Origin of the sequence: Bacillus sp. S71 (genome assembly GCF_016625265.1) — a bacterium.
Lineage (GTDB): Bacteria > Bacillota > Bacilli > Bacillales > Bacillaceae_G > Bacillus_A > Bacillus_A cereus.
On record NZ_JACVUW010000001.1, the window covers coordinates 149,614 to 167,896 of the forward strand.

Consider the following 18,283-nt stretch of genomic DNA (forward strand, 5'->3'; position numbering starts at 1 on the left):
ACCTTATGACAAAATACCATTATTTGTATTACGTGAAATTTTAACGCTATTTATGAACGAACAGCCACTTCTCTAACGAGCGGATTATGTACTTGCACATAAATTGCTTGCTCTAATGGATTACTTAACTCATCGACATCGAAAAATCTCGTTAGTAAATTTGCTTTACACGCTAACTTATCTTCGTCCAATAATTCTCTTAAAAAAGTTGAAGGTTCCCGGTTATACGGAAGGAATGATTCAAGTACAGACCTTAATTCCGAGAGAAGAATTTCCTCCTTAATTAATCCTGCTGTGCCAAAACCATTAATGAGGCCAAACATATGATTGAAAATTAAGTAGTAACGAAATCTCTCATCCACAATATAGTCGTCATATAAATTTCCAGTACGTTCTCCAATACCAACTAATTCATTATTAAGCATCTCTTTCATTGAATTACAGAAATAAAATCCTTGATTATCACGGAAATAATATTTGACCGGATAACCATCTTTTAGCTGAACAACGCTATTTTGCTGATGAGCTTCTAATGCAACACCATACTGTAAATACATCCATACCATTGGCTTTAAAGAAATATTCATATATCGTCTAAACCACTCTAAGCTTACTTCTTCACAGCTTTTACTTTCTAAATTTGCTAGGCGATGAATAATATTCGATAACCGCGTACGCTCTCCAGGTATAGCGTCTTGAACTAGCCCAGCAATTAATGTTGCGTCGTTTGCATGTTCACTATAAAAAGGGTTCTCGCGAATAATCACTTCAAATCCAGATTCTTGTGTTCCATAATTTAATGTAATATAGGCTGGATCACAAATAAAATCAAAGCCTGGAAATCTTTCTCGTACTTCACCAATAGCCGTATTTAACATTTCCTTTCCTTCAAGACCACTCTCAAGTTCTTTCAGTTTATTAATACGCATTGAATTCGTTACTTTCACCGGAAATGAAAACTTAAGCATATACTTCGAATCAGGATGATACAGTGTCCTTAGTGATGATGTTGCCATATAATACTTACCTACAGGTCCAATATACTCAAGCAATTCTTGAACTATCCAATCTTGTACGTAAGCTTGATGCAAGAGCCATTCTGCCTGAAGCGGATGAATTGGAATTAATGCATATTGATCTTCCTTACAGTACTTCTCTATAAATTCCTTACTAACCATCTCATCATTACTTAATTCTTCTTTTATAATCGTTGTTGTAGAATCTGATAATAATGATTTTTCATTTACTATACTTTTATGGGCCCGAAAATAATGAAGCTGACATTCTCCTTTTAATTCTGGAGAATACATTGCATTTTTCCAATCCAATATCCCCTGTCTACTCTTTGGTGTAGGATGAGTTAAATGCCCAAATAATAAAGACTGCTCCGCTTCTATAAAAGTTGTATGGAAACCGTATAATGCGGACGTATCTTCTATTCTCTCTTTTGTAAATTCCTCAATATTTTGACAACTACGGATAACTCGAAGCATAAGTTCCGCAGGATTCGTCCCTTCTCCGTAGTTGATAGACATCTCTTTTATTAAAAATGTAATAACTGTAACGTAATCTGCTTTAATAACAGAATTACTATCTCCAATTTGATAATAAAATTGTTCTCCAAACAAATGACGATCTGTTGATGATTTATATATAACTTCTCCATACAAAGTAACGTTCTGTGCCGATAGCCGACAACATAAATATGTGGGGACTGTATCTCTATTCAACGTATTACTGAAGATAATCTTCATTCTTTCATCCTCTGTAATCCATTCTCCACTCCCTGTTTCTCTTAAATAACAGTTTAAAAAGCTTTGTAATGTTGCATGTTCTGCGATTTGTTTCGCATGCTGCATGTTGGTCCTCCTCTTTATATTAAAGCTATCGAAATTTTATATAATAAACGATAATTGAATGTCGTTATCAATTATGATTCTAATTGATAATGATATTCAATTCAAGAGTATATTTCAGAATTTTTTTATCTGATTTAATTTTTCTTGTTTTCTCTCTTTTCTTTAATCTAGTTAAAAATACACGAAAAAAATACTCAGTTTCAAACTACATACTTACTATTTTTCATTAGTAATCTATCCAAAATGATTAAACAAAAGAGGTATACCTTAATTGGTATACCTCTTTCAAACATAAAGTTTACATAATAATATTATTTAAGCAAATCTATATAACTTTTTGTATAACAAATTCAAATCTCTCCAACAATACGCTGTTTCTTCTACCCTTACTCTCTCTAAAAATTTCGTATCAATTTTTTCAGAGTTAAATTTTTCATAAAACTTTTTAGAAGGATTATTCGTAACAACCCAAACTAAAAGTGATTGCATATCATTGTTTATACAATCCGATAATAAAGCTTGAAATAACTTTTGTCCTATTTTCATTCCTTGATACTCTTGTAAAAGGTAGATTGCATATAATTCTCCATCACAATTATATGTACCAGTTCTTTCTACTCCCCCATCGACGAATCCAACTATCAACATGCACCTTTGCTATACCTGGTATATCATCCTTTATTGCTCTTCTAATATGTATTCCCATCATTTCTCCCCCTTGTTACTCATCATTATATCAATTTCATTCCTTAAAAATCCAAATAAAAAAGAGTGAATTCACTTCACTCTTTTTTATCACAATTATCTACTTTCCACTTCAACTGAAACTACTCGATCAATCTCTTTCAGGGAACTATATAACTCTGTTGTATATAAATCTTCTGGAGCTAAAATAACCATCTCCAGTTGCTGAAATGCTCCACTATCTATATCTTTAATTTTCACACGTTTCACATGCATGCCTAAATTTTTAATTTGCTTAAATATACCATCTAACTCATGATGCTCTTTAACAGTAATTTTTATAGATAAATCCTTTTGTCTTAATGAATACGGTCCTGCGATTTTCACAAGTTGCGGAAGTACATTAATCGCTAAAATAATTAAAACCATAGCAACTGTCGCTTGTAAATAGAATCCCGCACCAATTGCGATCCCTAAAGCTGAAGCAGCCCACACCATAGAAGCTGTTGTTAATCCAGAAATAACATCATTACTTCTTCGTAAAATGACACCTGCGCCAAGAAAACCAATTCCACTAACAATTTGAGCGGCCAGTCGCATCGGATCCATATTTGTATGTCCTGGAACAGAATATACATGCACAGATTCAATTGAAACCATCGTAATTAAACAACTTGCTACAGAAATAACCATACTTGTTTTCACACCAAGTGGTTTATTCTTTAGCTGCCTATCTATCCCGATGAATAATCCTAAAAAGAGTGCTAAACCTAATTTGAGTAAAAATTCATATGACATATTTCCATTCTCCTTACTTTACAATGTTTCCCTTAGAATAACTCACTATAACTCTTTTATGATATCAATTCCAGTCTTTTCTATTCATTTAACGTAAAAAACCGAAAAAACATTTATAACGATGTTTCTCCGGCTTTTTATTACACTTTAGATTCTTCTTTATTTCTGATCTTTAATCTTAATTTCTGCATCTTTGTAGAATGCTAATTTACTGTCATTATACTCTTTTGTAAATTTGTTAAACTGCTCTTTCGACTTTTGTGCTTCCACATTTAATTCATTAACAGTTTTAACTTTTTCACCGATTTCTTTTAATTTCGTTTCTTTTACTTTTAATTTTTCATACAGTTCTTTTTCAGTCGCTAACACTTTCGTGTAATTTTCATTCATCTTTTTGAATGCATCATAACGATTTTTATACGACTCTTCTACTGCTTTTGCTTGTTTTTGTAACTTCTTATCTTCAATCTTCTCTATATTACTTTGAACAGATTTCGTTTCCTTCTGTGCTTTTTCTAGCATTTCTTTTTCACTTTTCAATACTTTTTCACGATCATCTACATTTGCAGTAGCTTGCTCTATTTTCTTCACAACTGCTTCATTATGATCTTTACCTTCTTGCAAAATTTGAGCATATAATTCTTGCCCTTGTTTCTCTAACTGCTCTAATTTTTTTGCTTCATCCACTAAAGATTTTTCTTGTGTTGCTGCTGTTTCAAAAGCTGTATATAGATTTTCTTCTGGCTTTTCACCGAAACAACCTGTTAAAAGTCCTACTGATAATGCTCCAACTACTGCTACTTTTCCATACTTCAACGTTCATTCCTCCATTACATACGGTTATCATGCCAGAAGTTCACTGGGAAGTGACTCTCTTCATGATAAGCTTCAAACTCATAACCCTTTTCTTTTAGCCCCTTTAAAATTGCTGGCACAGCAGCAACTGATTGCGGGTGAATATCATGCATTAAAATTACTTCTTGTGGTTTTGTTGCATTTGTTAATACGTTTTGAGCAATTTGTGCTGCAGCTGCATCAACTGGCATTTTATTGTATCTCCAATCTAATGAATCAATTGTCCAATCCCACACTTTAAATCCGCCTTCTACCACTTTATTTCGAAGACCTTCATTCAATCCAGGCATCGAACCATATGGAGGACGTGTTAATTTAGGTGATTTCCCAATAATATTAGCGATTAAACCTTGATCTTCTTTCATCTCATTTACATACTCGCCATTTTTATATAACTTTGCGAAATTATGTGTCATACTATGCATGCCTACATAATGACCCTCAGCATTTTCACGTTTCACTAAATCAGGAAATTCTTTTACATTCGCTCCAATTAAAAAGAACGTCGCCTTCGCATCATGTTGTTTTAGCGTATTTAATAATTCAGCCGTATATTTCCCTGGCCCATCGTCAAATGTAAGATAAGCAACTTTTCTTTCTTTTCCATTAAAACGACTTGGTGCCGTTTTATTCATTTCAACTTTCGGCTGTTCACTTGCAAGCTGCACTACATTTTCTTGTTTCGCAACAGCTTTTGCTGGTGAAGTAATTGATTGAAACATGTAATACCCAATAGCTACTGCGGCAATCGCTATTAAAACGACTACTATTTGTTTAATTTTTAAAGCTTTTTCCATTCTATCGAATTCCTCTCCCTATTAATCTTATATATAAATCGCCCAATATAATTATACATCTATTTATTTTTATTTCACCATATAAATAGATTTTATTTGTATTATAATGGGAGTTTTATCAAAATTGTTGTTCCTATTCCTTCTTTACTTGTAACACTAAGCGCACCGCCATGAAGCTCCACCATTTTTTTAACGATAGCTAAACCAATACCTGCACCTGCAGCATGATTATTAATTTGGTAAAATGATTGCTCAATATATGGTAAATGTTCTTTAGCAATTCCAATCCCTTCGTCTCTTACCTTAATCACTGCTTGTCCTTCTATTTTAGTCGCTTCAATGTGTATTGTGCTTTTTTTATGTGAATACTTAATTGCATTTTGAACAATATTCAAGAAAACTTGCTTTAGCCTATTTCGATCTCCCATCAATTCAATTCGGTCTATAGTAGTAATAAATTGAATTTCCTTCTCTTCCGATTTAGGAGTTAATTGCCAAATCGTCTCCTCTAGTATATCGTACAATTGCACCTTTTGTTTATATAAATTAAAATGATTTGATTGTAATCTTGAAAAATCTAACAATTCTTCTACTAAATGAATCAACCTATCTGTCTCACCTGAAATAATGCCCATACCTTGCTTTATTTCTTCTTCTGTTAAATGATCTACTGTTTTTAACGTCTCACTCCAACCTTTAATTCCTGTTAAAGGCGTTCGTATTTCGTGCGAAATAGAAGCAATGAATTCATTTTTCATCTGCTCAGCCTTATCTATTTTATAGGCCATATAATTTAAACTATGTGCCAAGTCCCCTAATTCTCCAGGATAATCTTCTTTAATTTTTTGCTTTAATGTGCCTTCTGCAATTTGTGAAGAGGCTTGAATAATGGATTCAATTGGCTCAACAAATGAATTTGCCAAACGTCTACTAATTAAGAAGACGACTCCCGAAATAACAATACCTACAGAAATAGTAAACGTAATAATTTCAATAATCTTTTTATTTACATTTGTTAAAACAGTCGTATATTTTAAAACACCAATAGTTTGTCCTTGATGTATAAGTGGGCTTAGCACCTCTAGTTGTTTTTTATTACCTTTCTTAGTAACTTGATTATACATTTCACCTTCTAATAATGATTGTGGAATATTGACTTTACCTTCTATCTTTTCACCACTTGAAGATTGTATAACCGAGCCGTGACGATCAATTAACTGTAATTCTGTTCCTTCTAATTGAAAGCTACTAATTATGTCACCACTATATTCTTGTAACCGAATAAAGTATAGTGAATTGTATTCTGAAAAAAAACGTGTACTCGTTTTCGCATGAGACTCTATATATTGCACAATACCATTATAATAGTATCGATAAATTGAGACTGAAAATACAACTTCAAATAATACAAGCATAAGTGTAATGACCGTCATAAAATATAAAGTCACTTTCCGTTTCATCTTATACTTTCCTTCCACACATATCCTTTTCCCCACACCGTAAGAATAAATTCAGGTTCTGATGGATTACATTCTATCTTTTGACGTAACCGTCTCATATTTACATCTACCACTTTCGTCTCACCTACGTAATTGGTTCCCCAAATCATATTTAAAATTTCGTCACGCGAAACTGGCTTTGAAGCCTGATTCATTAAATACTGTAATATCATATACTCTGTAGGTGTTAAATCGACTAATTGTCCATCTTTATACAATCTTTCTTCTATAATATTTAACGAAAATGGACCTGACGTAACAATATTCGTTTTTTCTTCATGTACTTCTATTCTTCTTAATAAAGACTGTATACGTGCAGTTAATACTACTGGACTAAACGGTTTTGCAATATAATCATCTGCACCTATCCCTAGTCCTTGCACCTTATCTTCATCTTGTACACGTGCGGTTAACATAATAATACCCATTTTTTTATTTTCTTTCCTGATAGCCTTACAAACTTCTAAACCATTAATCCCCGGTAACATTACATCCAGCAGTGCTATATCAACAGTTTGTTCACTCAAAATTTGTAACGCTTCTTCTCCAGTAGTAGCTTCTATTACATAAAATCCAGCACGTTTTAAATTTAAAACAATAAAGCTACGGATTGTTAATTCATCTTCTAAAACTAAAATTTTTGACATAATTCTCACCTCCTACTCTTGTTGATAATCCGCTAGCGGTTTTATATATGCTTTCACTTTTTCAAATTTTGATTGCTTCGGTACTGCATATACGTGAGAAGCCGTTTTAATTGCTGCGCTGTAGCCTTTTATATTGAACCATTCTTTCCGCTTAAAAATATGAACTTCAAGCCATATTTCATTTGTTCTTGTATCCAAAAACTTTTGAGAATTTGATTCTTTTTGCTGATCTGGTATTGTAATTTTCCCTATTAACTCTTTAGGGATTTTCACATAATACCCTTTTTCTATATCTATATATCGTTCTTCAATTGGTTTAATTCCAGATTCACTCCACTGTATGTAACGTTCGAAAAGCGGACTATCACCATGTGATTTATCTTCCCACCCTTTTGGGCGTACAGTACGAACAAATTCAATAATGCCGTCTTCATTAACATCTTTACTTTCTACAACATATTCATTAAATAAATCTTCTTTCCCATCTATAGGTAATACTTCATAATGATCCTGATCAAATTTTGCTACATAAGTTATACCTGAATGAGCCCCTGTTCCCGCATCGATTACAACTGCCTTTAATGATTTAGAAATACGACCCATTTGTATTCTTTGAATACTATTTATATACGGATCAAATGTAACCTCTGACAATACCTTAAACTTTTCAATGAACTGAACCTTCAACTGTTCATCTTTCATATGCGAAACAAGGCTTATGTCTTTAAAACCATTTTTGTTTAAATCATCTATAAATAACTTTGTATACTTCTGTCTATAAAATTCCTTTATATCGTCACTCTCATCGGAAAAAACATACATTGTGTTTTCTAATAAATCACGATTGGTAGTTATTCCTATCAATAGTTCCCTTTTCCCACTCCCTGTGAAATCTCCTACCTCAACAATATCTACTTCTTCCCCATCAAATGTATAGGTTGACTTCATATTCCATCCATTATTTTTCTTCTCATATACGGCTAAATATATATGATAATCTTCATTAGGTATTTTATATACGATGACAGCTTCTTTTTTATTATCTCGCTCGAAATTCATTGACCATGTCGTCTGTTTATCTCTATTAGACATTGGAGTAAGTAAGCGATAATTAACAGGTAAATCTTTATCAATTTGTTCATTTAATTCATTAATCCATTTTTTATTTGTAGGAGCTTCCATTAGACTTGTTGGAGCTTCAGACATTTTACATCCAGTCAATATAAAGATAATTCCCATCATGCTTAACCATTTCTGCATATGATATCTTTCCTTACCACAAATTTTGAATATGTCCTTTTACTTTTTTACCTATCCATTATACTCATACATATGAGTATAATTTTTCTAAACTAAAAAATCGTTACAGAAAAGTTACAAATACATTCCCAAAAAAAAGATTGGCAAAAGCCAATCTTTTTTTTATTATTCGTTTCGAACTGGTTTTGGCGTTACACCTAAATGATCATTTAATTTTTTTGAAATATCTTTTACATTTTTTTCATTTGGAATGTAATAATAAATACCACCGATACGTTTATCTGTACCTTCTATTTGCATTTTTTCCATTTCCAAATTAGATCCTGCCATATTTTTTGTAATGGCAAGCATATCGTCAAATGTTAAGTTCGTTTTCATGTTTTTATCAACCGCATCTAGTAAAGAGCCCATTTTGCTAATTGATTGAACAGACATCGCTTTTTTGGCAATTGCTTCTATTACAAGTTGCTGTCTCTGTCCACGCATTGCGTCACTATCAATTTTACGCGTTCTTGCAAGTGCAAGTGCTTGTTCTCCATTTAAATGTTGGTAACCTTTTTCTAAATGGATCATACCAGCTTGGTCTTTACTATCTTGTTCAGTGAAAGTAACTGGTACATCAATATCAATACCACCAATTGAATCGACAATTTGTACGAATGATTCAAAGTTAAACTTCACATAATAATCAACAGGGACATTTAAAAATCTTTCCACCGTATCGCGTGTGCTTTCTACTCCACCAAATACGTGAGCATGAGTAATTTTATCTAATTTTTTTCTAGTTGGAATATAAACACGTGAATCACGTGGAATACTTACTAGCTTAACAGACTTATCATCTTTATTAATTGTTGCTAATAAAAGTGCATCTGTTCGAACTGCTTCGCCATATTGGCTTTTTCTCATTTCACTTCCATCTACACCCATGATTAATATTGAAATATTATCCTTTAAAGGTTCAACTTCTTTATCACGCTTTGATGACTTTTCAATTTTCGCATACGCATCATTTACAACAGCTTTTGCTTTATTATATATAAACGAACCATATCCTACTCCTCCAAAAATAAGTAGGAAAAATGGAATTAATATGAACCATTTTATTGACTTTCTTTTAGAACGCTTTTTATTACTTCTCGTATTTTGTTCTAATTCAGAGCTCATACCCATTCGCCTCTCTTTCTCTTTACCAAGTATAATGTAAGTCTATTTATCTTCATATTGAATTTCCTTTCATTAACCTTACAATTTTGTAAGGTTACTACTAAAACCCAATATGTATTCCATTTCACATTATACTCTCGTACTTATTTTTGGCAAGTCACTATTTACCAATTTCAAAAATTTAGCACTTCGCAACATGCAAATTTATAAATTCATTAACTCTTTCATTTTAAATTAGGATATCTTTTTCCAGATAAACGATATGAATAAAGAGTCCAGCTAATGATAAAACCTCTATGAGTACAGTATATTTCACGTTATTATTTCTCAAACGGCGTATACATGCTTTTCTTCCCCTGATTATCAATAAAAGCCGACTTTGCTTTTATTTTCGTTTTTTCTACTTCCATGTCTTCATTTGAGAAGTTCACAATGATTTTGATATTTTTTCCATAAGAAACAGATTGTACTAGCTTATCTTCTGACAAATACGCAAAATTCGTCATCTCTTCTTTTACTGCTTTTTCATGAACTTCATTCCAAACTTTTAGATGCTCTGTAATTTCTTTTTTATGTTTATTCCACTCTACTTCATCTAAATGGTACAACGGAGGAACATTATACAATAATTCAGACAGCATTCGATTTCCAACTTCATCTTTTACCTTTAAACTTCCCCATTCCCAATGATGCGTTGTAATAACGGAATCATTGTATACTAATTTATATAATGGTACCGAATATACTGGGTTTAAATACACTTGTTTATATTCTTCTTTCAATGGTACTTGTTTTGCATATTTTTCGGGAACATTTTGATTTGGTGACCAATATCCACCGACATAATACGGACTTGTTTTATTTTTCCGCATATCTTCATCGTCCCATTTAATAACAGGTGTTTCAATTCCGTGTGCAAATGCAATCGTACTACTAGCAAAATCATTTCCACCTTCAGAACCAACGACCATACCCTTTTCTTGTGCAATGTAGTCCATTCGTTTTAAACGTGCTTTTAAATCTTGCTCTTGTGTCGTTATATGTTTCGCTGAATAGTCATCGTAAATTTCACCTGTCGCATCACAATCAATAAACCATGAATTATATTTAGGACCATTTTGTAATATATCATTCATGCGTTCCTTTACACTAGGCAGCGATAAAGTCGGGTTTAACTTGCGACCTCTGCCTAAAAAGCCTTGCACCTTTTCTCCGTTTTTCTTCGTTACAGTAGCCTCTTCATATAATGATGGGTCATTAAAGGATGCTGTGTTCCAATTTTTATCACTTTTTTCGTGAATGGAATGATATGAATCATACGGACCAACTAAATACCCCATTTCCTTCGCTTTTGTCACGAAATTAGGTTGCATAAATCCTTGTTCCCAGTTCGGCAGACCAATCCACGCTTTTTCTATTCCTACCTCTTTCATTTCCTTTAGTATGTCCGTTCCATCTGCATTACCCCATTTACTTACCTCTTCAACCGCATCACCAAGTAGCGACTTTAATAAATGCTTATTTAAGCTATACAATTCTGTGTTCGTTAAGTGACCTACACCTTTCTTTAATAGCACACTAGCTTCCTGATCAACGTTTTGAAAAATATCCTCTTTATAAAATTCCTTCATGGATAATACTTCGTTTATATAACGTAAAATAACATTTTTTTGATACTTATCAATGAAATCTTGTTTACTTACTTGATCTAATACATTCAGTTCCCCAGGCTCTGAACTATTCTTTTGAATAAGTTCTCTTATATGACTAAACAGCGGGCTATTTATTTGCTCCCTTAGTTTTGGCCAATTTATATTATTTTCTGATAAACCATTTTGATTCCAAAAATAAAAATGCGCCGCTCCATATAACTTTTCGATTTCTTTATTTTTTCTAGCCTTTTCTTGTAATGTTTTAAATTCACCTTTTCGAACAATATCATCCTTATACAGTTTAGCAATGCTTACCGCATCATTATTTGTCACATATAATTGAAATCCATATGTTTTATTTTTATTTATGCTCGGAAATTCATGTGTAAAATCAAATCCTATTTTCGGATCCGAATGAAATTTCAATTCATTATTAAACATATTGTTTGCAATATATACAATTGAATATTTCGAACCATTTAAAGCGAAAAACTTCATAGAAAATGATTCAGCAAATGAATATGCATCATCCTTTAAAAACTTCTTCCAATTCTCATCATTGCTCGGAATTTGCTTACCCTCCCACAACGGAAGTGTATAATTTTCAGCTTCTACTTTCGGCCATGTAAAGCTTTCTGCACCAGTCGATTCCACTTCAATGTTTAAGTGGTCTTTTTTCTTTTCTAATTTTATTTTTACTTTTTGATCTGGATATTCCCACGATGTACGATCCTTTTCTTTTTTTACATTCGATACCTTCATTTTCGGTAGGGGTTGTGATGCCTGTTCCTTTACCCCCTCATGTTCTACAGTTAATGTGAATGTTTCTGGATTTACATCATAAGTAAAATCTTTATACGTCGATTTCTTTATTTTAGACTCTTGTACAGCATTACTACCTTTTACGTCACAACCGACTAAAGTCGAAAATGGCATAGTTGTTAGAAGACATATCGCTATCATTTTTTTCATCCTCTGCACCTCCACCAATGAATATACAGGTGGTTTGTTACAGGAATGTGGCAAAAAATAATAGAGCTAGCATTTTGCTAGCTCTATTTGGAGTATTAAAAGTTGATATGAACAACTATAATTCGCTTAGAAGATATGTAATACAGTAACTGCATTTTTTCTCAACAATTATGAAACTAAACAAATCAAAATTTTAACAAGCATTCTTTAACTGAAAAAATAAGTGTATACAATGTATCCTAAAAGTAGTACTAAAATGATTATCCCTGTACCTTTCCAATTCATACCGCCTGCTATATCAACTGGACTACCTGTTTCCGCTCTATTGAGTCCGTCATGTAAAGAACCCGTAGGATTACTTTTTAATTCACTTTGTCTCATACGCTCTCTTTTTTCTTCTGGTGACTCTTTATTCATTTAATCACCTCCAAAATGAATGCACTCTTTACTTACATTATTCAAAATCAACATTTGTTTTATATTTTTTTCCGAAAAAACCTAATTTAAAATAGGTTTGCAACGTAAAGAAAGCTAGCCATGCCAGCTTTCTTTACGATCCAATATGCTCTTCCTTATTTACAATAATACCTTTATGGTCGATTTCAAGCTCACATACTTTCATATCTGTAAATACTCTCGCTAATTGCTCAGCGATTTCTTGACGTTTCTCATATGGCGTTAATATAAAAATAGATGGTCCCGCACCGCTAAGTGCTGTACCGTACGCACCAAATTCTTTTGCGCATTTACGAATAGATGGTAATAACGGTACGAGTTCTAAACGATATGGCTCGTGAAAATGGTCTCTCTCCATCATTTCACCTACAACTTCCCACCGCTTTTGACATAATGCAGCTACTAATACGTTACTTATCGCACTAGCTTTAACTGCCTCATGAAACGGAAACATCTTTGGTAATACAGATCGACTTTCATCTGTATTTAATTCTTCATTCGGAATAAGAGAAATTACCCCTAACTCCTTGCTCTCAATTCTTACGACGGAAATATCCTTTCCATCAAGTGCTCCGATTACAGTTCCACCTAATATAGAAGCAGCAACATTATCAGGATGTCCTTCAAAATTTGTAGCAATTTGAACTTTTTGATCAGCAGTTAAGTTCAAATTGCCTAGTTGATTCGCAAGTTCTATCCCAGCTACAATCGCTGATGCACTACTTCCTAGCCCTCTTGTTAATGGGATATTACTAGTAACTTCTATTATATGGGGTGATATAGAAGGACAGACTTTACATGCCGTGCTAACGATTAAATTTTTATCGTCTGTCGGAATTGATTCTTCAAAGGAATGGATTACTTGCCATTTATCAGCTTTTTCTTTAACCACCACATCTAAATACAATGACAAAGCTATTCCAACTGAATCAAATCCAGGACCAACATTTGCCGTACTAGCAGGGACACGAACACTTAATGGTATCACGACATAATCACCCCTTTAATATGATCTTTAATCTGTTCTATATCATTTGACAAACTTGCGATGTCTAGTTGATTTGAAGAAATAGCGATATCAGGATCCTTCAAACCATTTCCAGTTAATACTGCAACAACTGTTTCTCCCTTTTTGATTTTTCCAGATTTAACATGTTTAATTACGCCAGCTAATGAAGCATTTGATCCCGGTTCAGCGAAAACTCCTTCAGTTTTTGCCAATAACCTATACGCATGTAAAATTTCTTCATCTGATACCATATCTATTTCACCACAAGACTGCTCGGCAGCCTCTACTGCATACGACCAACTTGCTGGGTTACCAATGCGAATTGCTGTTGCAATTGTTTCAGGCTCTTCAATTACATGCCCTTTTACAATTGCCGCTGCTCCTTCTGCTTCAAAGCCATGAATTCTTGGCTTCTTATAACCTTTTTCTTTCTCATATTCACAGAAGCCTTTCCAATATGCTGTAATATTCCCTGCGTTCCCAACAGGGATAGCTAGAACATCTGGTGCATTTTGCAATTGGTCACAAATTTCAAATGCTGCTGTTTTTTGTCCTTCAATTCGATAAGGATTCACTGAATTTACTAATGTAACCGGCTCTTCTGCAGCAATATTTCTTACAGCCTTAAGTGCATCATCGAAATTCCCTTCTATTGAAATAATTTCAGCTCCATAAGCGACCGCTTGCGCTAATTTTCCATGCGCAATCTTTCCTTCAGGGATTACGATTATACATTTCATCCCAAGACGTGCCGCATATGCTGCAGCTGATGCTGATGTATTACCTGTTGATGCACAAATGATTGCTTCTGAACCTTCTTCTTTCGCCTTAGCAACTGCCATCACCATACCACGATCTTTAAAAGAACCTGTCGGATTCGCTCCTTCGTACTTACCATATAGCTGAATCCCTAATTGCTTTGATATATTTAATAACGGAATAAGAGGTGTGTTTCCTTCCATTAAACTGACATCAGGTGTGTTTTCATTCACCGGTAAATAAGAAGCATATTGTTTTAATAGTCCTTTATACATATTGTTTTTCCTCCTCAATAATGTAGTAACTGTTTATTTCACTTGCGACAGCTTCTATCGCTCCTAAAACTCGTTCGAATTGATACTTGGAAGTTCGATGTGTCACAACAACAACTTCTGCCAGTTCACGGTTTAAAGGTAATTGAATAACTTCTTTTAAACTTACAGAATAATTAACGAAACATTCTGTTATTTTTTGTAACATCCCAGGCTCATCTCGTAATGAAATACGCAAGAAATATTTCGAAACTACTTCTTCATCACTTTGTAATTCATAAGGAACTGGTTCTTTTAACGCACTTTTATTTTTCGGCACTTGATTCATATTTTTAACGATTGAAATAATATCACTTACTACAGCAGAACCAGTTGGCAACTTTCCAGCTCCAGGTCCGTAAAACATTACTTCTCCTACCGCTTGACCGTGAACATATACTGCATTAAATTCATTATTTACATTCGATAATGGATGACGACTTGGTAAAAGTGTCGGTTCTACACTTAAATGAATGGCTGATCCTTGTTTTTCTGCTTTCCCAATTAACTTCATAGTAAATCCTAACTTTTCAGCCATTTGTAAATCTTCTTTTTCGACCTTTCGAATCCCTCTTACTTGCACATCATCTAATGAAACATTCATCGAAAAACCTAAGTTTGCAAGAATTGCTACCTTTCTCGCCGCATCTAGTCCATCTACATCTGCTGTCGGATCCGATTCTGCAAAACCTAATTTTTGTGCTTCCTGTAAAGCCTCTTCATAAGACCACCCATTTTGACTCATTTTTGTTAACATATAATTTGTTGTACCATTTACAATTCCCATTATTTTTTCAATTTGATCTGATGCTAGCCCGTCAGTTAGTCCTCTTAACACTGGAATACCGCCTGCTACGCTCGCTTCATAACATAAATCACAATCATTATCGTTTGCCAGTTGAAGAAGCTCTGCACCATATACAGCCATTAAATCTTTATTTGCTGTTACGACATGTTTTTTATTTTCTAAAGCCTTAACAATATGCTGTTTTGCTTCTTCAATTCCGCCCATTACCTCTACTACAATATCAATATTTGAATCATTTAGAACTTCATCTGCATGACTTGTGACTGCAATTCCGTCAATACAAACATCGCGTTCTTTTTCCAAATCACGTACAACGACTGTTTTCACTTTCACTTCGTATCCTGTATCAAGAGCGATTTTTTTATAATGTTCTTTCAAAATATGAACAACACCACTTCCGACCGTGCCTAAACCTAATACCCCAACATTTATAACGTTATTCATCTTCTAATCTCCTCCTAAAAGTTTAATTGTTACACCTATAAATCACCTTACTCTGCTTTTTTGTCATGCAGGTGGTGGTTATTTCCGTACTTATAAATAGTTTCATGTTACCGCACCTCCCTTCAAAGTAATAAAAAAAACACACCCCTCCCTAGGAAAGGGACGAATGTGTTTTCGTGGTTCCACCCTTGTTCCAATCTAGACGTATTTCTCCCTAGATTGCTCAAGTTCAGATAACGGCTGATACCGTCAATAATTACTAGATTACTCGTTCACTATTGAAGTTCAAAGGTGGTAAAATCATTTCTCGTGTTAGGAAGCTCACACCCTTGGCTTCCCTCTCTGTAAACCGTAAAAATGATTTCTTGTCCTTATCGTTACTTTTTCGTTCATGTTTATTTGTTAACTCATTATACTCGCATAAAAAACAAAATCAATACTATTTTTTAATTATTTTAAATTTTCAATCTCTAAAACCGTAAAAAAACACACTCATCCCTAGGAAAGGGACGAATGTGTTTTCGTGGTTCCACCCTTGTTCCAACCTAGACGTATTTCTTCCTAGATTGCTCAAGTTCAGATAACGGCTGATACCGTCAATAATTACTAGATTACTCGTTCACTATTGAAGTTCAAAGGTGGTAAAACCATTTCTCGTGTTAGGAAGCTCACACCCTAGACTTCCCTCTCTGTAAACCGTAAAAATGATTTCTTGTCCTTATCGTTACTTTTTCGTTCATGTCTATTTGTTAACTTATTATAGTTATCAACTTTTTAAAAAGCAAGCCTATTTTTACTAACTATTTTCAAGAATTTTTTTATAATATTTTACAATAGCATTATGCAACCGCCACTCAATTTACCTATTTTGTTATTTCTCCAGTTTATAAATCAACGGTTCATATATAAATTCCCCATTCTAAAACCCGTACATATCCGCTCTACAAAACTATATTAATAAAATTTCTAATACAATCTTTTTGTATAACTTTCTTCTAAAGAACGTGCAACATCTTCTTCTGAAGTATTCACTTTCGCATGCTCCAGCAACATTTTTGCTGCTGAAGGTAACTCTTTTTTATTTAACCAAGATTCTGGATCCCACATCTTAGAACGAATAAAAGCTTTTGCACAATGAATATAACACTCTTCTATTTCAACAACAATTCCAAGCAACGGATTGCGTCCATTCGCCTGCATTTCTTTCAAAATTTCTTCGTCGTTTGTAATATACGCTCGGCCATTTATTCTGAGTGTCTCCCCAAGACCTGGAATAAAAAAGATTAGTCCTACACGTGGATTTGAAATAATATTCAAAATGGAGTCTATACGACGATTTCCTGGTCTTTCTGGAATGATAATTTTATTATTATTGAGTACGTATACAAATCCAGGTGCATCTCCTCGCGGCGAGGCGTCACACTCCCCCAACTTATTTCCAGTGGATAATACTAGAAAAGGAGATTTAGAAAGAAAATCTACGCAATGGTGGTCTAATGATGAAATGACTTTTTTCAACGCTCGCTCACTTGGTTGCCCCAATATTTTCCGTAACTCTTCCTCTGTTGAAATAATCGATTTTATTTCCGTACGCTCTATCCCCACTTATAACCACTCCTTTTTCTTTATTTTCCCAAAATTCAATACAAATATTGTATAATAAAATTTGAGGAAAGGGGAATTAAAATGACAGAGTGGTTAACAATATTTGATCCTGAAAGAAATACACTTGGGAAGAAATTACGTGATGAAGTGCATCGTGACGGCGATTGGCACGAAACATTTCATTGCTGGTTTGTAGAAAAAGATAATGAAGATATGTTTTTATATTTCCAATTACGCTCTAAAAATAAAAAAGAAGCTCCATGTATATGGGATATTACTTCAGCTGGACATATTATGCATGATGAAGATGTACAAATTGGTGGTCTTCGTGAAATTGAGGAAGAATTAGGGCTTTCCTTTCAAACTAATGATTTAACATACAAGGGAATCTTTAAAATAGATTATGAAATTTCAAATCTTACTGATCGCGAGTTTTGTCATATGTATTTTCACAACGTCATCAATCCACTTCCATTCGCACCAGGTGAAGAAGTAGACGATGTGATGAAAGTACATGCAACTTCTTTTCTACAACTATTAAAAGGAGAGATTTCATCTTTAACGACTATTTCAGTCTTAAACAATACACCGATTACGATAACATTTGAAGATATTTATCCGTATGATCTTGCATACTATGAATTTGTTATAGAGCAAGGAAAAGAATTATTAAAAAATAATAGTTTATAAATAAAATAGGA

General features: G+C 33.6%; 15 protein-coding genes, 1 pseudogene and 2 other annotated features. Of the genes and pseudogenes, 1 reads left to right on the plus strand and 15 read right to left on the minus strand.

Annotated elements, in window-relative coordinates:
• Nucleotides 1-50: 50 nt before the first annotated feature.
• The 15 genes and pseudogenes from IBT51_RS00820 to IBT51_RS00890 form a co-directional block, all read right to left on the minus strand.
• Nucleotides 51-1,859 (minus strand): IucA/IucC family protein, encoded by a 1,809-nt coding sequence (locus IBT51_RS00820; protein WP_199717153.1) that lies wholly within the window; start codon nt 1,857-1,859, stop codon nt 51-53.
• A gap of 315 nt (nt 1,860-2,174) precedes the next feature.
• Nucleotides 2,175-2,565, minus strand: a pseudogene (locus IBT51_RS00825) (N-acetyltransferase family protein).
• A 95-nt stretch (nt 2,566-2,660) separates the two neighbouring features.
• Nucleotides 2,661-3,341, minus strand: a complete 681-nt coding sequence (locus IBT51_RS00830) for an MgtC/SapB family protein (protein WP_000119510.1) — start codon at nt 3,339-3,341, stop codon at nt 2,661-2,663.
• A 159-nt stretch (nt 3,342-3,500) separates the two neighbouring features.
• Nucleotides 3,501-4,157, minus strand: a complete 657-nt coding sequence (locus tag IBT51_RS00835; RefSeq protein ID WP_000873563.1) for a YkyA family protein — start codon at nt 4,155-4,157, stop codon at nt 3,501-3,503.
• A gap of 14 nt (nt 4,158-4,171) precedes the next feature.
• Nucleotides 4,172-4,993 carry a peptidoglycan-N-acetylglucosamine deacetylase gene (locus tag IBT51_RS00840; protein ID WP_000409484.1) on the minus strand — a complete coding sequence of 274 codons (822 nt, stop codon included), beginning with the start codon at nt 4,991-4,993 and terminating at the stop codon, nt 4,172-4,174.
• Nucleotides 4,994-5,094: 101 nt separating this feature from the next.
• On the minus strand, nt 5,095-6,453 hold the full coding sequence (locus IBT51_RS00845; RefSeq protein ID WP_000824526.1) for a sensor histidine kinase: 1,359 nt from the start codon (nt 6,451-6,453) through the stop codon (nt 5,095-5,097).
• Nucleotides 6,450-7,139, minus strand: coding sequence for a response regulator transcription factor (locus IBT51_RS00850; RefSeq protein ID WP_000036074.1), 690 nt, complete (start codon nt 7,137-7,139; stop codon nt 6,450-6,452). The genes IBT51_RS00845 and IBT51_RS00850 overlap by 4 nt, the downstream gene beginning before the upstream one ends.
• A gap of 12 nt (nt 7,140-7,151) precedes the next feature.
• Nucleotides 7,152-8,399 carry a hypothetical protein gene (locus IBT51_RS00855; protein WP_001174878.1) on the minus strand — a complete coding sequence of 416 codons (1,248 nt, stop codon included), beginning with the start codon at nt 8,397-8,399 and terminating at the stop codon, nt 7,152-7,154.
• A gap of 165 nt (nt 8,400-8,564) precedes the next feature.
• Nucleotides 8,565-9,566 carry an LCP family protein gene (locus IBT51_RS00860; protein ID WP_002093954.1) on the minus strand — a complete coding sequence of 334 codons (1,002 nt, stop codon included), beginning with the start codon at nt 9,564-9,566 and terminating at the stop codon, nt 8,565-8,567.
• A gap of 320 nt (nt 9,567-9,886) precedes the next feature.
• Nucleotides 9,887-12,190, minus strand: coding sequence for a glycoside hydrolase (locus tag IBT51_RS00865; RefSeq protein ID WP_161114599.1), 2,304 nt, complete (start codon nt 12,188-12,190; stop codon nt 9,887-9,889).
• A gap of 207 nt (nt 12,191-12,397) precedes the next feature.
• Nucleotides 12,398-12,607, minus strand: coding sequence for a DUF6366 family protein (locus IBT51_RS00870; RefSeq protein WP_001031479.1), 210 nt, complete (start codon nt 12,605-12,607; stop codon nt 12,398-12,400).
• 133 nt (nt 12,608-12,740) lie between these two features.
• A complete protein-coding gene (gene thrB, locus IBT51_RS00875) occupies nt 12,741-13,634 on the minus strand; it encodes a homoserine kinase (RefSeq protein ID WP_000612682.1) in 894 nt (297 codons plus the stop codon).
• A complete protein-coding gene (thrC, locus tag IBT51_RS00880; RefSeq protein ID WP_069355439.1) occupies nt 13,631-14,689 on the minus strand; it encodes a threonine synthase in 1,059 nt (352 codons plus the stop codon). Before thrC ends, thrB begins: the two co-directional genes overlap by 4 nt.
• On the minus strand, nt 14,682-15,977 hold the full coding sequence (locus tag IBT51_RS00885; RefSeq protein ID WP_069355438.1) for a homoserine dehydrogenase: 1,296 nt from the start codon (nt 15,975-15,977) through the stop codon (nt 14,682-14,684). The genes thrC and IBT51_RS00885 overlap by 8 nt, the downstream gene beginning before the upstream one ends.
• Before the next feature lie 155 nt (nt 15,978-16,132).
• Nucleotides 16,133-16,364: a binding site (T-box leader), on the minus strand.
• A 115-nt stretch (nt 16,365-16,479) separates the two neighbouring features.
• Nucleotides 16,480-16,711, minus strand: a binding site (T-box leader).
• A 232-nt stretch (nt 16,712-16,943) separates the two neighbouring features.
• Nucleotides 16,944-17,582 carry a pyridoxamine 5'-phosphate oxidase family protein gene (locus IBT51_RS00890; protein WP_000510728.1) on the minus strand — a complete coding sequence of 213 codons (639 nt, stop codon included), beginning with the start codon at nt 17,580-17,582 and terminating at the stop codon, nt 16,944-16,946.
• A gap of 81 nt (nt 17,583-17,663) precedes the next feature.
• On the opposite strand from IBT51_RS00890, the gene IBT51_RS00895 reads away from it, so the two are divergent.
• Nucleotides 17,664-18,272: an NUDIX hydrolase gene (locus IBT51_RS00895; protein WP_000141352.1), complete on the plus strand. Its 609-nt coding sequence runs from the start codon at nt 17,664-17,666 to the stop codon at nt 18,270-18,272.
• Nucleotides 18,273-18,283 lie beyond the last annotated feature (11 nt).

What these genes read in the sequence shown, in the direction of transcription:
- IBT51_RS00820 (WP_199717153.1), bottom strand. Translation starts at nt 1,859, where the DNA reads ATGCAGCATGCGAAACAAATCGCAGAACATGCAACATTACAAAGCTTT.
- IBT51_RS00830 (WP_000119510.1), bottom strand. Translation starts at nt 3,341, where the DNA reads ATGTCATATGAATTTTTACTCAAATTAGGTTTAGCACTCTTTTTAGGA.
- IBT51_RS00840 (WP_000409484.1), bottom strand. Translation starts at nt 4,993, where the DNA reads ATGGAAAAAGCTTTAAAAATTAAACAAATAGTAGTCGTTTTAATAGCG.
- IBT51_RS00845 (WP_000824526.1), bottom strand. Translation starts at nt 6,453, where the DNA reads ATGAAACGGAAAGTGACTTTATATTTTATGACGGTCATTACACTTATG.
- IBT51_RS00850 (WP_000036074.1), bottom strand. Translation starts at nt 7,139, where the DNA reads ATGTCAAAAATTTTAGTTTTAGAAGATGAATTAACAATCCGTAGCTTT.
- IBT51_RS00855 (WP_001174878.1), bottom strand. Translation starts at nt 8,399, where the DNA reads ATGCAGAAATGGTTAAGCATGATGGGAATTATCTTTATATTGACTGGA.
- IBT51_RS00860 (WP_002093954.1), bottom strand. Translation starts at nt 9,566, where the DNA reads ATGAGCTCTGAATTAGAACAAAATACGAGAAGTAATAAAAAGCGTTCT.
- IBT51_RS00865 (WP_161114599.1), bottom strand. Translation starts at nt 12,190, where the DNA reads ATGAAAAAAATGATAGCGATATGTCTTCTAACAACTATGCCATTTTCG.
- IBT51_RS00870 (WP_001031479.1), bottom strand. Translation starts at nt 12,607, where the DNA reads ATGAATAAAGAGTCACCAGAAGAAAAAAGAGAGCGTATGAGACAAAGT.
- thrC (WP_069355439.1), bottom strand. Translation starts at nt 14,689, where the DNA reads ATGTATAAAGGACTATTAAAACAATATGCTTCTTATTTACCGGTGAAT.
- IBT51_RS00885 (WP_069355438.1), bottom strand. Translation starts at nt 15,977, where the DNA reads ATGAATAACGTTATAAATGTTGGGGTATTAGGTTTAGGCACGGTCGGA.
- IBT51_RS00895 (WP_000141352.1), top strand. Translation starts at nt 17,664, where the DNA reads ATGACAGAGTGGTTAACAATATTTGATCCTGAAAGAAATACACTTGGG.